At 67.6% G+C, this 14,307-nt stretch carries 14 protein-coding genes; 9 read left to right on the top strand and 5 right to left on the bottom strand.

What is annotated here, in order from left to right; genetic code table 11:
* Nucleotide 1: 1 nt before the first annotated feature.
* A complete protein-coding gene (locus F3I16_RS05390) occupies nt 2–637 on the bottom strand; it encodes a TetR/AcrR family transcriptional regulator (protein ID WP_160492677.1) in 636 nt (211 codons plus the stop codon).
* 107 nt (nt 638–744) lie between these two features.
* Nucleotides 745–3,147, bottom strand: coding sequence for a hybrid sensor histidine kinase/response regulator (locus F3I16_RS05385; protein ID WP_160492676.1), 2,403 nt, complete (start codon nt 3,145–3,147; stop codon nt 745–747).
* A 201-nt stretch (nt 3,148–3,348) separates the two neighbouring features.
* Here F3I16_RS05385 and F3I16_RS05380 point away from each other — a divergent pair, with 201 nt between their 5' ends.
* The 4 genes from F3I16_RS05380 to F3I16_RS05365 all read left to right on the top strand — a co-directional run bounded on the left by F3I16_RS05380 (nt 3,349) and on the right by F3I16_RS05365 (nt 6,795).
* On the top strand, nt 3,349–4,146 hold the full coding sequence (locus F3I16_RS05380) for a hydroxymethylpyrimidine/phosphomethylpyrimidine kinase (RefSeq protein WP_160492675.1): 798 nt from the start codon (nt 3,349–3,351) through the stop codon (nt 4,144–4,146).
* Between the two features lie 10 nt (nt 4,147–4,156).
* Nucleotides 4,157–4,792, top strand: coding sequence for a thiamine phosphate synthase (gene thiE, locus F3I16_RS05375; RefSeq protein ID WP_160492674.1), 636 nt, complete (start codon nt 4,157–4,159; stop codon nt 4,790–4,792).
* Nucleotides 4,793–4,809: 17 nt separating this feature from the next.
* Nucleotides 4,810–6,093 (top strand): glutamate-1-semialdehyde 2,1-aminomutase, encoded by a 1,284-nt coding sequence (gene hemL / locus F3I16_RS05370; RefSeq protein ID WP_160492673.1) that lies wholly within the window; start codon nt 4,810–4,812, stop codon nt 6,091–6,093.
* Between the two features lie 153 nt (nt 6,094–6,246).
* A complete protein-coding gene (locus tag F3I16_RS05365) occupies nt 6,247–6,795 on the top strand; it encodes a tetratricopeptide repeat protein (RefSeq protein WP_160492672.1) in 549 nt (182 codons plus the stop codon).
* Nucleotides 6,796–6,904: 109 nt separating this feature from the next.
* Here F3I16_RS05365 and F3I16_RS05360 read toward each other — a convergent pair whose 3' ends face one another.
* Complete coding sequence (locus F3I16_RS05360) at nt 6,905–7,228, bottom strand: DUF1820 family protein (protein WP_160492671.1); 324 nt, start codon at nt 7,226–7,228, stop codon at nt 6,905–6,907.
* 133 nt (nt 7,229–7,361) lie between these two features.
* Here F3I16_RS05360 and miaB point away from each other — a divergent pair, with 133 nt between their 5' ends.
* From miaB to lnt, 5 genes are all read left to right on the top strand, one after another.
* Entirely contained in the window at nt 7,362–8,690 is a 1,329-nt protein-coding gene (gene miaB / locus F3I16_RS05355) for a tRNA (N6-isopentenyl adenosine(37)-C2)-methylthiotransferase MiaB (protein ID WP_160492670.1), read from the top strand.
* A 97-nt stretch (nt 8,691–8,787) separates the two neighbouring features.
* Nucleotides 8,788–9,795: a PhoH family protein gene (locus F3I16_RS05350; protein ID WP_160492669.1), complete on the top strand. Its 1,008-nt coding sequence runs from the start codon at nt 8,788–8,790 to the stop codon at nt 9,793–9,795.
* Nucleotides 9,788–10,246, top strand: coding sequence for an rRNA maturation RNase YbeY (gene ybeY / locus F3I16_RS05345; RefSeq protein WP_160492668.1), 459 nt, complete (start codon nt 9,788–9,790; stop codon nt 10,244–10,246). Before F3I16_RS05350 ends, ybeY begins: the two co-directional genes overlap by 8 nt.
* Nucleotides 10,247–10,297: 51 nt before the next feature.
* Complete coding sequence (locus F3I16_RS05340) at nt 10,298–11,137, top strand: HlyC/CorC family transporter (protein WP_160492667.1); 840 nt, start codon at nt 10,298–10,300, stop codon at nt 11,135–11,137.
* Between the two features lie 174 nt (nt 11,138–11,311).
* Entirely contained in the window at nt 11,312–12,850 is a 1,539-nt protein-coding gene (gene lnt, locus F3I16_RS05335; RefSeq protein ID WP_160492666.1) for an apolipoprotein N-acyltransferase, read from the top strand.
* A gap of 70 nt (nt 12,851–12,920) precedes the next feature.
* On the opposite strand, the gene F3I16_RS05330 is transcribed toward lnt, so the two are convergent.
* Together F3I16_RS05330 and F3I16_RS05325 are read right to left on the bottom strand one after the other, a co-directional pair.
* Nucleotides 12,921–13,682: a YdcF family protein gene (locus tag F3I16_RS05330; protein WP_160492665.1), complete on the bottom strand. Its 762-nt coding sequence runs from the start codon at nt 13,680–13,682 to the stop codon at nt 12,921–12,923.
* A gap of 45 nt (nt 13,683–13,727) precedes the next feature.
* On the bottom strand, nt 13,728–14,183 hold the full coding sequence (locus F3I16_RS05325; RefSeq protein ID WP_160492664.1) for a hypothetical protein: 456 nt from the start codon (nt 14,181–14,183) through the stop codon (nt 13,728–13,730).
* Nucleotides 14,184–14,307: the final 124 nt, after the last annotated feature.

Here is a 14,307-nt window from a genome sequence, read left to right as displayed (position 1 = left end):
ATCAGGACTCCGAGGCGCCGACGGCGCGCAGGCAGAAGGTGATCAGGGATTGGCTGACGCTGGTCAGCTCCAGGGTCGGCAGGCCGGCCGCACGGGCGGCGCGGGCCGGTGGCGAGAGCGGGCCGACCAGGGCTTCGGCGATGGCGCCGACCAGGCAGGCGGCGCTGAGGCCGAGCTGCGCCACGCGGAACTCGCCGCAGCGCACGCCCTCGGCGAGCAGCTCGATGAACAGCTCGGCATAGGCCTCGCGGAACAGCAGGCGCTGCTCGTCGACTTCCGGCTCGACCGGCTCGGCGATCAGGGCGAAGGCCAGGCGCCGGCTGTGCCAGGCGCGAGCGGCGAACTGTTCGAGGCCGGCGGCCAGGCGCTGGGTCGGCGTGCCGGGGCCGCGAAGGATCTCGCCGAGCACCGCGACCTCGATGCGGCAGGCATTGCTGAAGACTTCCGCGGCCAGTTCGCCCTTGCCGCTGAAGTGGCGGTACAGGCTGCCGGTGGCCACCCCGACATCGGCGGCCAGGGCCTGCATGGTCAATGCGCCAAAGCCGCCTTCACTGACCCGTGCCAGGGCGCAGGCGAGAATGCGCTCGCGCATTGCCTGGTCACGGTCGAGGCGGGCCGCAGTCACTCGATAGCTCATGAGCTGAATCCTTGTTCATGAATTCAGCTCAGTGAATCACGATTCAGATCTTGGGAGAAGGCGGCACTTCGGCCAAAAATGCGCCGAAAAATCCTGCTTCGCGTGGCTCAGGCGACCGGCGGCGCATCCACCTGCGCCCGGCACAGCACCCAGTCATGCAGCAGGCTCTGCAGCTCGACGAACTTCACCGGCTTGGCCAGGTAGTCGCTCATGCCGGCAGCCAGGCAGCGTTCGCGGTCGCCGCTGTGGCTGTGGGCGGTGATCGCCAGCACCGGCAGCTCGGCGCAGCCCGGCAGGGCGCGCAGGGCGCGACAGGTGGCGAAGCCGTCCATCACCGGCATCTGGCAGTCGAGCAGTACCGCGTCGACCGCCTCGCTGCGCAGGTATTCCAGCGCCTCGGCGCCGTTGTCGGCGGTGCGCACGCGGTAGCCGAGCTTGAGCAGCATGCCGCGGGTGACCAGCTGGTTGATCGCATTGTCCTCGACCACCAGCACCGTGCACTGCTCCGGACGGCGCAGGGGCTGGCCGCCGCCCGGCCGGCGCGCGGCGACCTGCTCGTGGCTCTGCACCGGCAGGTTGAGCTGCAGGTTCAGCTCGAAGACGCTGCCCTGGCCCGGCAGCGAGCGGTGCTGCAGGCTGCCGCCGAGCAGCTCGACCAGCTTGCGGCAGATCGCCAGGCCGATACCCAGCCCGCCGTACTGGCGGGTCATCGAGCCGTCCAGTTGGAGGAAGCGCTGGTACAGGTTGCCCTCGCTCGGCGTGGTGAAGCCGATGCCGCTGTCGACCACCTCGATGCGCAGCGGCATGCTCGCCGCCAGCGGCCCGGCCGCGGTGACGCGCAGGGCCACGCCGCCCTGGTGGGTGAACTTGATCGCGTTGTCGAGCAGGTAGCCGAGGCTCTGCGCCAGCTTGCCGGCATCGCCTTCGAGGGTGTCGGGCAGGCTGTCGTCGAGCTCGACGAGAAACCCCAGGCCCTTCTCCATGGCGCGCGGCGAATACTGCGCGCGCAGGCCGTCGAGCAGGCCGCGCAGGCTGAACGGTTCGCGCCGCGGGTAGAGCTTGCCGGCCTGCAGCTCGGTGAGGGCGAGGATGTCGCCCACCATGCGCATCATGTCGCGCGCCGAGCCGGCGGCGGTCTTCTGGTACTGCTCCAGCTCCACGTCCAGCTTGAGGGTCTGCATCAGCTCCAGCGAGCCGATCACCCCGTTCATCGGCGTGCGCAGCTCGTGGGTCACGGTGGCGAGAAACTCGTCCTTCAGCCGGTTGCTGGTGGCCAGCTCGCGGTTGAGGGTTTCCAGCTCGCGGCCGGCCTCCTGGAGAATGCGCGTGCGCTCCTCCTTCATCGCATTGATGCGGTCGGCCAGGGCCAGGGACAACAGGCCGACCTCCAGCGCCGAGCCGATCTGGCTGGCATACATGGTGAAGAACAGGTTGGGCAGGTAGCCCAGCACCATCAGGGTGTTGACCAGGCCGCCGAGGAGGAAGGCGCTCCAGGCGAAGATGAAGTAGCGCGCTACGCGCATGCCGCGCACCCAGGCGAGGATCGCGGCGCTGAAGATCACCACGGTGAAGCCCAGCGCCAGGTAGGTCGCCATGCGCAGCGCCAGGGCATAGCTGGCGGTGAGCGCCAGGGTCATGACCAGGGCGCCGCAGGCCATCATCAGCAGCAGGGCGCGGTCGACCCAGGGGCTGTGCTCGGCGGTATGCAGGAAGCTGCGGGCGAACTGGCAGCCGAACAGCGCCGCCGAGCCGATCAGGAACGGCGTGGCGGCGTTCGCCCACCAGGGATTGTTCGGCCAGAAGTACTCGATGCCGGCGCCGTTGACCGAGACCTGGTAGAGGCCGAAGGAGCCGATATAGAAGATGTAATAGAGGTAGCTGGTATCCCTGACGCTCAAGAAGATGAACAGGTTGTAGATCAGCATCACCAGCAGCACGCCGTAGATGATGCCGAGCACGTAGATGCGCTTGGGTTGTTCTTCCAGGTAGGCCTGCGGCGACCACAGGGTCAGCGGCGCCTGCATCGAGCCCTGGCTTTCCAGGCGCAGGTACAGGCGCTGGGTCTGCCCCGGCGGCAGGTCGAGGGCGAACAGGTAGTTGTTCTGCTTGATCTGCCGGCTGGCGAACGGCAGGGCGTCACCGGTGCGCTGGGCCAGGCGATAGCCGGCGGCGCCATCGGGCACGTAGAGGTCCAGGTGATCCAGCGGCGGGTAGGCCAGCTCCAGATACCAGGGCTGCGCCTTGCCGGGCTGGCGCGGCCGGTATTGCAGGTCGAGGCGCAACCAGAATACCGAGCGCGTGTAGCCGGCATTGAGCACCGCCCGCTGGTGCTGGCGGAAGCTGCCCTGCAGGGCCGGCGAGCTGATCTCGGCGATGCTGGCGTCGCCGCGCACATCCTCGAACACGTGCATCACCGCACCGAGCGGCAGGCGCCGGGTGTCTTCGTCGAACTCGACAGCGCCGGCCAGGGCCGGCAGCAGGCAAAGGAGCCAGAGGAAAATGCAGCGCATGCCGCTCCGCCAGAGCCCGCGACGACGCCCAGGCCCGCCGGCCCGCAGGCGCCTCCCAGGCACGCAATGATTGAGTGTGCCGCACTCTAGCAGCCCGCATACATAACTGAGAAGTCAGGTTGCAACCGCGGCAGTCGCTCGTGCGCCGCCGGCTCGATGCCACGGGCCGGGAGCACGGGTTTGGTGGTAAGCTCGCGCGCCATGAACAGACATAACTCCCGCCCCGTCGTCCTCTGTCTGTCCGGCCATGACCCCAGTGGTGGTGCCGGCCTGCAGGCGGACATCGAAGCCCTGCTCGCCCAGGGTTGCCACGCCGCTCCTGCCGTCACCGCGCTGACCGTGCAGGACACGGTCAACGTCACCGACTTCCGCGTACTCGACCGCGAATGGGTGCTGGCCCAGGCCCACGCCATCATCGCCGACCTGCCGGTAGCCGCGGTCAAGCTGGGCATGCTCGGCTCGGTGCAGATGGTCGACACCGTGGTCGAAATCATGCAGCGGCTGCCCGGCATCCCGCTGGTCTGCGACCCGGTGCTGCGCGCCGGTGGTGGCGGCTCGCTGGGCAAGGACGATGTCGGCTACGCCATGCGCGAGCGCCTGCTGCCGGTCGCCGCCATCGCCACGCCGAACCTGCCGGAAGCGCGCATCCTCGCCGAACTGCCGGACGGCAGCGCCGACCAGTGCGCCGAGAAGCTGCTGCCGTTCTGCCAGTACCTGCTGATCACCGGCGGCCATGGCGACGAAACGGAAATCCACAACCGCCTGTACGGACGCGACGGCAGCCGTCACGACTTCACCTGCGCGCGCCTGCCCGGCAGCTACCACGGTTCCGGCTGTACCCTGGCCAGCACCCTGGCCGGGCGCCTGGCCCTCGGCGAGGAAGTGGTCAGCGCCGTGCGCTCGGCCCTCGACTACACCTGGCGCACCCTGCGCGACGCCGAGCAACCGGGCCGCGGCCAGTTCGTGCCGCGCCGCCTGCCGCTGGACTTCTCCCTATGAGCAGCGGTTCGTGAGCACGCCGCTGCGCGGGCTGTATGCCATCACCGACAGCCAGCTGCTGGCCGATGGCCGGCTGCAGCCCTATGTCGAGGCGGCCCTGAAGGGCGGCACCCGCCTGCTGCAGTACCGCGACAAATCCGCCGATGCCGCCCGCCGCCTGCGCGAGGCCGAGGCACTGCGCGAGCTGTGCCTGCGCTACGGTGCCGAGCTGATCATCAACGACGATGCCGAGCTGGCCGCGCGCCTGGGCGTCGGTCTGCACCTGGGCCAGGGCGACGGCTCGCTGGCCGCCGCCCGCGCCCTGCTCGGCCGCCGGGCGATCATCGGCGCGACCTGCCACGCCCAGCTGGAACTGGCCGCCACCGCCAGTCGCGAAGGCGCCAGCTACCTGGCTTTCGGTCGCTTCTTCAACTCCAACACCAAGCCTGGCGCACCCGCCGCACCCCCTGAGCTACTGACCCAGGCACGCGCGCACTTCAATGTGCCGCTGGTCGCCATCGGCGGTATCACCCTGGGTAACGCCGGCGGCCTGATCCGCGCCGGCGCCGACCTGCTGGCCGTGGTCCACGCCCTGTTTTCCGCCCCCTCTGCCGCCGAGGTGGAGAGGCGCGCGCGCGCGTTCAGCGTGCTGTTCCCGTCCTCCTGATTCGAGAGAGCCCTGTCATGTCCCGTTCCGAAACCCTGTTCGCCAACGCCCAGAAGCACATCCCCGGCGGCGTCAACTCGCCGGTGCGCGCCTTCCGCAGCGTCGGCGGCACCCCGCTGTTCTTCAAGCATGCCGAAGGCGCCTACGTCACCGACGAAGATGACAAGCGCTACGTCGACTACGTCGGCTCCTGGGGCCCGATGATCCTCGGCCACGGCCACCCGGACGTGCTCGACGCGGTGCGCAACCAGCTGCAGCACGGCCTGTCCTACGGCGCGCCGACCGCCATGGAAACCGAGATGGCCGATCTGGTGTGCGGCATCGTGCCGTCGATGGAGATGGTGCGCATGGTCAGCTCCGGCACCGAGGCGACCATGAGCGCCATCCGCCTGGCCCGCGGCTACACCGGGCGCGACAGCATCATGAAGTTCGAAGGCTGCTACCACGGGCATTCCGACAGCCTGCTGGTGAAGGCCGGTTCCGGCCTGCTGACCCAGGGCGTGCCCAGCTCGGCCGGCGTGCCGGCGGCCTTCGCCAAACACACCCTGACCCTGCCGTTCAACGACCTCAAAGCGGTCGAGCAGATGCTCGCCGAAGTCGGCCAGGACGTCGCCTGCATCATCGTCGAGCCGGTCGCCGGCAACATGAACTGCGTGCCGCCGGCCCCGGGCTTCCTCCAGGGCCTGCGCGAGCAGTGCGACAAGTACGGCGTGGTGCTGATCTTCGACGAGGTGATGACCGGCTTCCGCGTCGCCCTCGGAGGCGCCCAGGCTTACTACGGCGTCACCCCGGACCTGTCGACCTTCGGCAAGATCATCGGCGGCGGCATGCCGGTCGGCTGCTTCGGCGGCAAGCGCGCCATCATGGAATGCATCGCCCCGCTCGGCCCGGTCTACCAGGCCGGCACCCTGTCGGGCAACCCGCTGGCCATGGCCGCCGGCCTGACCACCCTGCGCCTGATCAGCCGCCCGGGCTTCCACCAGGAACTCACCGACTACACCAGCCGCATGCTGCAAGGCCTGCAGGATCGCGCCGATGCCGCCGGCATCCCCTTCGTCACCACCCAGGCGGGCGGCATGTTCGGCCTGTACTTCAGCGGCGCCGACGACATCGTCACCTTCGACGACGTGATGGCCAGCGATGCCGAACGCTTCAAGCGCTTCTTCCACCTGATGCTGGAAGGCGGTGTGTACCTGGCCCCGAGCGCCTTCGAAGCCGGCTTCACCTCGATCGCCCACGGCGAAACCGAGCTGCAGCTGACCCTGGACGCCGCCGAGCGCGCCTTCGCCGCACTCAAGTGACGGCCGGCGGCGGGGCAACCCCGCCGCCCTTACCTGCACAAATGCCCGTAAAGACTTTGTAACGGCGCACCGGCTTATCACATAATGTGACGGCCGGCGCGTTCCGCCGGCCGGGCTTGGAGCCCGTCGGTTTCGCGAGGCACTGTAATTTCCATGAAATGCACCGGCCGCGCCCTGATTCTGGGCTGCCTGTTGCTTCTCCCTTCCCTGCCGGCCCATGCGGAAGGCGACGCCTTGCTGATCCCCGCGCTCGGCCGCTGCTCGCTGAACACCGCCCCGGAAGATCTACCGCAAGCCCTCGCCGCCTGCCAGCAGGCTGCCCAGCAGGGCGACGCGGCCGCGCAGTACGAACTGGGCGAATTCCATTACGACGGCACGCGCGCGCCGCGCGACCTGGCGCAGGCCCTGCACTGGTTCGAGCAGGCCTCGCTGCAAGGCAATGCCCAGGCCCAGCTGCGCCTGGGCAGCATGTTCTTCCGCGGCGAAGGCGTGCCGGCCAACAACGTGCAGGCCTATATCGTACTGAAGATGGCCGCGATCAACGGCTCGGACGAGGCCATGGACAGCGCCGACCAGGTCGCCGCGCAGATGAACCGCGAAGAGCTGCAGCTGGCCAGCCAGGTCCTCGGGCAGATCTTCCGCAACTACCTGCTGGAACTGCAAAACATCGACAGCAGCCCCGGCCTCACCCCGGAACAGTGATGTAGGTTGGGTTGAGGCGCGCAGCGCCGAAGCCCAACAGGCGGGGTTCGACTCAGCGCCGTGGCGGTCTGCAACTCCGCTCGTTGGGCTTCGCTGCGCTCAACCCAACCTACTTGTCCGGCATCGGCATGGGGAATGGCATCACGTTGCCGCTGCCCCTGGCTTCGCTGATCTTCGGCGTGCCCAGGCGCTCGACCTCGTCGATGCGGATGATCGCGTGCATGGGCACGAAGCTGCGCACCACGCCGTCGAACTGCGCCTTGAGCTTTTCCTCGCTGGGATCGACCACCACCTGGGTGCGCTCGCCGAAGACGAACTCCTCGACCTCCAGGAAGCCCCACAGATCGCTTTGATAGATCTGCTTGGCGTACATCTCGTACACCTGGCCCTGGTTGAGGAAAATCACCTTGTAGATAGGTTCACGCTTGCTCATGGACGACGGGAAAACACCGGGAATAAAAGGGGGTGCAAAGCATAGCATAGCCACCGGACAGGCAAGCCTAGGAAGCACGCCGTGCGCGCCCTATAATGAGCGGTTCAATCGAACCACCCGCGACGAAGACCCCATGGCCAAGAAGCTCTATATCGAAACCCACGGTTGCCAGATGAACGAGTACGACAGCTCGCGCATGGTCGATCTGCTGGGCGAACACCAGGCCCTGGAAGTCACGGAGAACCCGGCGGAAGCCGACGTGATCCTCCTCAATACCTGCTCGATCCGCGAAAAAGCCCAGGACCGGGTATTTTCCCAGCTGGGCCGCTGGCGCGAGCTGAAGCTGGAAAACCCCAACCTGGTGATCGGTGTCGGCGGCTGCGTGGCCAGCCAGGAAGGCGCCGCCATCCGCGACCGCGCGCCTTATGTCGACGTGGTGTTCGGCCCGCAGACCCTGCACCGCCTGCCGGAAATGATCGACGCCGCGCGCAGCACCAAGACCGCCCAGGTCGATATCAGCTTCCCCGAGATCGAGAAGTTCGACCGCCTGCCCGAGCCGCGCATCGACGGCCCCAGCGCCTTCGTCTCGATCATGGAAGGCTGCAGCAAGTACTGCACCTTCTGCGTGGTGCCCTACACCCGCGGCGAGGAAGTCAGCCGCCCGCTGGACGACGTGCTGGCTGAGATCATCCACCTCGCCGAGCACGGCGTGCGCGAAGTCACCCTGCTCGGGCAGAACGTCAACGGCTACCGTGGCGCAACCCGCGACGGTAGCATCGCCGACTTCGCCGAACTGCTCTACCTGGTCGCCGCCATCGACGGCATCGACCGCATCCGCTACACCACCAGCCACCCGCTGGAGTTCTCCGACGCGCTGATCCAGGCCCACGCGGAGATCCCGGAGCTGGTCAAGCACCTGCACCTGCCGGTGCAGTCCGGCTCCGACCGCATCCTCGCGGCGATGAAGCGCAACCACACCGCGCTGGAATACAAGTCGCGCATCCGCAAGCTGAAGGCGGCGGTGCCGGACATCCTGATCAGCTCGGACTTCATCGTCGGCTTCCCCGGCGAGACCGAAAAGGACTTCGAGCAGACCATGAAGCTGATCGAGGAGGTCGGCTTCGACTTCTCCTACTCCTTCGTCTACAGCTCGCGCCCCGGCACGCCGGCCGCCGACCTGCCCGACGACACCCCGGAGGAAGTCAAGAAGCAGCGCCTGGCCCTGCTCCAGCACCGCCTCAGCCAGCAGGGCTTCGAGAACAGCCGACGGATGGTCGGCAGCGTGCAGCGCATTCTGGTCAGCGACTACTCGAAGAAGGACCCGGGCATGCTCCAGGGCCGCACCGAGAGCAACCGCGTGGTCAACTTCCGCAGCAGCAACCCGGGCCTGATCGGCCAGTTCGTCGACGTGCATATCGACGACGCCCTGCCCCACTCCCTGCGCGGCAGCCTGCTCGACTAATGGCTACTCTTTCTCCGCGCGCCCATGCTTTCACCCTGGGGCGCGCAGGGTTATCCTTCGCTCATCATCCCAGCCGACTGGCGGCCAAAAAAACACTTTGAACGCGCCCATAGAACCGCATCGTTTCACCCTCGAACCCTTCGAAGCACGCCGCTTCGCCAATCTCTGCGGGCAATTCGACGAGCATCTGCGCCTGATCGAACAACGCCTGGCCATTGAAATCCGCAACCGCGGCAATCAATTCGAGCTGATCGGCGAACCGCACCACACCCACTCCGCAGAAAACCTGCTGCGCCGCCTGTACCGGGAAACCAAGGGTACCGAGCTGTCGCCGGACCTGGTGCACCTGTTCCTGCAGGAATCGGGGATCGAGGAGCTCAACAGCGACCCGCGCAGCACCGGCGGCGTCACCCTGCGCACCAAGAAGGGCGTGATCAAGCCGCGCGGCGCCAACCAGCAGCGCTACGTGAAGTCGATTCTCGACAACGACATCAACTTCGGCGTCGGCCCGGCCGGCACCGGCAAGACCTACCTGGCGGTGGCCTGCGCGGTCGACGCGCTGGAGCGCGAGCAGGTGCGACGCATCCTCCTGGTGCGCCCGGCGGTCGAGGCCGGCGAGAAGCTCGGCTTCCTCCCCGGCGACCTGGCGCAGAAGATCGACCCCTACCTGCGCCCGCTGTACGACGCCCTCTACGAGATGCTCGGCTTCGAACAGGTGGCCAAGCTGATCGAGAAGCAGGTGATCGAAATCGCCCCGCTGGCCTACATGCGCGGGCGCACGCTTAACAACAGCTTCATCATTCTCGACGAGAGTCAGAACACCACCCTCGAGCAGATGAAGATGTTCCTCACCCGTATCGGTTTCGGCTCCACCGCGGTGATCACCGGCGACATCACCCAGGTCGACCTGCCGCGCGGCACCAAATCCGGCCTGACCCACGTGATCGAAGTGCTGCGTGACGTGCCCGGCATCACCTTCACCCACTTCAAGCCCAAGGACGTGGTGCGCCATCCACTGGTGCAGCGCATCGTCGAAGCCTACGAGCGCTTCGAGGAGCGTCAGCCAGGCAAGAGCGAGTACCGGGACAGCCAGCGCGATGCTTGAACTCGACCTGCAGAATGCCTCGAGCGCCACACAACTGCCGAGCGAGGCGCAATTTCGCCGCTGGTGCGAACTGGCCCTGCGCCAGCGCACGGCCGACTCCGAGCTGACCATTCGCCTGGTCGACGAAGCCGAAGGCCGCGAGCTGAACCACAGCTTCCGGCACAAGGACTACGCCACCAATGTACTGTCCTTCCCCGCCGATGTGCCGGATGAGTTGCTGGACATCCCGCTGCTCGGCGACCTAGTGATCTGCGTGCCGGTGGTCGAGCGCGAAGCCGCCGAACAGGGCAAGACCGGCGAGGCGCACTGGGCGCACCTGGTCATCCACGGCTGCCTGCACCTGCTCGGCTACGACCACCTCGAAGACGAGGAAGCCGAGGAGATGGAAGCCCTGGAACGGCAATTGCTGGCCGAACTAGGCCACCCCGACCCGTACGCCGCCGACGAATAACTGCCAACACCCTAATAACTGCCCAACGAAGAAGGCCCTGAGACACACACCATGAGCGAAGACCGATCGAGCAACGAGCAGAAGTCCTGGCTGAACAAGCTGACCCAGGCTTTTGCTCATGAGCCGAGAAACCGCCAGGAGCTGCTGGAAGTGCTGCGTGACGCACACCAGAACAAGCTGCTCGACAGCGAAGCGCTGGCCATTGTCGAGGGCGCCATCCAGGTCGCCGACCTGCAGGTGCGCGACATCATGGTGCCGCGCTCGCAGATGGTCAGCATCAAGGCCTGCCAGACGCCCCAGGAATTCCTCCCGGCGATCATCGACTCGGCCCACTCGCGCTACCCGGTGATCGGCGAAAGCATCGACGAGGTGATCGGCATCCTGCTGGCCAAGGACCTGCTGCCGCTGATCCTGCTGAACGGCAGCAAGCCGTTCAACATCAAGGATCTGCTGCGCCCGGCCACCTTCGTGCCGGAGTCCAAGCGCCTCAACGTGCTGCTGCGCGAATTCCGCGCCAACCACAACCACATGGCCGTGGTCATCGACGAATACGGCGGCGTGGCCGGCCTGGTGACCATCGAGGACGTGCTGGAGCAGATCGTCGGCGAGATCGAAGACGAGCATGACGTCGAGGAAGACAGCTACATCAAGCCGCTGCCGTCCGGCGACTTCCTGGTCAAGGCGCTGACGCCGATCGACAACTTCAACGAAGCCTTCGACACCGGCTTCCCCGACGACGAGTTCGACACCGTCGGCGGCCTGGTGATGAGCGCCTTCGGCCACCTGCCCAAGCGCAACGAAGTCACCGAGATCGGCGAATACCGCTTCCGCGTGCTCAACGCCGACAGCCGCCGCATCCACCTGCTGCGCCTGACCCCGCTGGAGCGCTAAGCGCTTTGCCCCGCAGCCCGGGCGCAATCCGGGCTGCGCACGGGCAAAAGCGGCCCGACCGCGCCAACCCCGCCGCCACGGCCAGGCATCGCCACCCAGAACCGCCCCGCTTCCTGCCTTTTGCGGCTTCCAGTACCCTTGCCCGCCTGATTCCCCCCTGATCAAGGACGCATGATGCGCTGGATCACCCAACCCGGCTGGCCGGGCAACCTGCTGGCCATCGCCGCCGGCGCCCTCACCACCCTGGCGCTCGCCCCCTTCGATATCTGGCCGCTGGCCGTCGTCTCGATCGCCCTGTTCTACGTCGGCCTGCGCGACCTCAAGCCGCGCCAGGCCCTGCTGCGCGGCTGGAGCTATGGCTTCGGCCTGTTCCTCAGCGGCACCAGCTGGGTCTACGTCAGCATCCACGACTATGGCGCCGCCTCGCCGCCACTGGCCGCAGCGCTGACCCTGGGCTTCGTCGGCGGCCTCGGCCTGCTGTTCGCTCTCAGCGGCTGGCTGTGGGCGCGCTGGCTGCGCCGCAACGACGCGCCACTGGCCGACGCCCTAGCCTTCGCCGCCCTGTGGCTGGCCCAGGAAGCGTTCCGCAGCTGGTTCCTCACCGGCTTCCCCTGGCTGTATGCCGGCTACAGCCAGCTGCACGGCCCGCTGGCCGGGCTGGCTCCGGTCGGTGGCCTGTGGCTGCTGTCCCTGAGCCTGGCCCTGAGCGCCGCGCTGCTGGTCAACCTGTCGCGCCTGCGCGGCAGCAAGGTGCATCTGGCCACGGCCCTGGCCCTGCTGCTGGCGCCGTGGGTGACCGGCCTGGCCCTGCAGGGACACAACTGGACCCAGCCCAAGGGCGCGCCGCTGAAAGTCGCGGTGATGCAGGGCAATGTCGAACAGAACCTCAAGTGGGACCCGGCCCAGCTGCGCGTCCAACTGGAGCTGTACCGCGACCTGACCCTGGGCAGCCAGCCGGCCGACCTGATCGTCTGGCCGGAAACCGCCGTGCCGGTGCTCAAGGAGTTCGCCGAAGGCTACCTGCAGTTCATCGGCCGCGTCGCCCAGGAGCGCCAGGCCGCGCTGATCACCGGCGTGCCGATCCGCCAGGCCAACGAACTAGGCGAGAAGCGCTACTACAACGGCATCACCGTGGTCGGCGAGGGCGAGGGCACCTACCTCAAGCAGAAGCTGGTGCCGTTCGGCGAGTACGTACCGTTGCAGGAAGTGCTGCGCGGGCTGATCGCCTTCTTCGACCTGCCGATGTCCGACTTCGCCCGCGGCCCGGCCGACCAGCAACTGCTGCAAGCCCAGGGCCTACAGATCGCGCCGTTCATCTGCTACGAGGTGGTCTACCCGGAATTCGCCGCCGGCCTGGCCGCACGCAGCGACCTGTTGCTGACCATCAGCAACGACACCTGGTTCGGCACCTCGATCGGCCCCCTGCAACACCTGCAGATGGCGCAGATGCGCGCCCTCGAAGCCGGACGCTGGATGATCCGCGCCACCAACAACGGCGTCACCGCGCTGATCGACCCGCAGGGGCGCATCACCACGCAGATCCCGCAGTTCCAGAAGGCCGTGCTGTATGGCGAAGTGCAGGCCATGCAGGGCCTGACGCCCTACCTGGTCTGGCGCGCCTGGCCGCTGGCTGCACTCTGCGCCCTGCTGCTGGGCTGGGCGATCTGGGCACGCCGACGCGAACCAAACGACCAGGTCATGAGCCTGGCGTAGGTTGCGGTTGAGCGCAGCGCAGCCCAACACCCTGCACGTTGGGCTTCAGGGCTGCGCCCTTCAACCCAACCTACCGATACAGCAACGGATAGACCGCCAGCCCCAGCGCCTCGTTGAGCAGCCGGGTGCTCTGCCAGAAAGCCTTGCCTTCCGGCAGCCAGCCGCCCAGCGGGCGCGCGTTGGCCACGCCGAGAAAGCCCAGCGGCGCCGCCACCACCTGCAGCCCGGCCCGCTCGAAACACCAGCGCGAACGCGGCATGTGCGCCGCCTGGGTCACCAGCACCACCCGCCTGATACCCTGCTCGCGCAACAATTGCGCCGTGTTTTGGGCATTTTCCCAGGTGGTGCGGCTACGCTCCTCGCGCCAGCGGGTCGCCACGCCGAAATCACGCTGCAGCACCTCGGCCATCAACCCGGCTTCGCTGGGCGGCTCGCCATAATGCAGGCCGCCGCTGATCAATACGGGCAAGCCGGAGGCGCGATGCAGGCGCGCGGCATAGCGCAAGCGCTCCAGCGCCGTGGCGCTGGGCTGGTCGCCACCCCAGGCCGGATCGGCCTCCTCGCGCCCGGAGCCGAGCACCACTATCACCTCGCCGCGCTGCGCCAGCGCCGCCCACTGCGCCTCGGCCAGGGCCGGCTCGCGCTCCAGGGCACGCGCGGCATATTCGACCACCACCGGCAGGCTCATCAGCCACAAGCCACCGACACCCAGCACCAGCAGCACCACGGCCAGACGCGGACGGGCCGCCGCGCACAGCCAGGCCAGCACGATCAGCAGCAACAGGCCGCCAGGGGGAAGAAGCAATTGTTTGAGAATAAAGCGCAGTTCCATGGGCACCTCCAAGTGCCCGCGCAGCCTAGCAGAGGCGCGCCGCAATCAGTGTGCGTGCCCGGTGCGAAACAGCTTGGAGCCACAGGTACTGCAGGGCAGCACGCCCTCGCCGCGCAACCACTCGGCGGATGCCCCGCACAGCGCGCAGCATAGTTGCTGGCGCCGCTTGAGCAGCGGCCTTAGCCTGGCCTGGGCGCGCAGCGCGGTCTTGCTCGTGCCCGGCGGACGCAGAACCTTGGCCGGGCGGGACGCCGGCATCTGCTCGATCTGCGCCAGCTCCTCGGCGGCCGCATGCCAGCCCCGCAACCAGTTGAGGTCACGATCCAGGTAGGCGCGGATCAGCTCAAGCTCTGCCGGCGTCAAGCCACGCAACTCCAGTTCGACCGGCGCCATATCGCGCAGGCGAGTGGCGGTTTCCGCCTCATCCAGAGCCAGGGCAAGACGCTGCAGCAGGCGCTCATAAAGCCCGCTTCCTGCCTCAGCACGCCGCAACTCTGCCATCCATCACCTCGCCCGGACGCCACCAACCCGCCCCTTACAGCCAAGCTTAGCGCCAGCCCCGCGCCAGACCGCGCGCCGCGACAAACGGCGGCGCGCAATCTGGGTTTCCCTAGGCCGCCGGGGG

Source organism: Pseudomonas sp. L-22-4S-12 (assembly GCF_009799935.1).
Classification (GTDB): domain Bacteria; phylum Pseudomonadota; class Gammaproteobacteria; order Pseudomonadales; family Pseudomonadaceae; genus Aquipseudomonas.
This window is presented reverse-complemented; position numbering and strand designations above follow the sequence as displayed.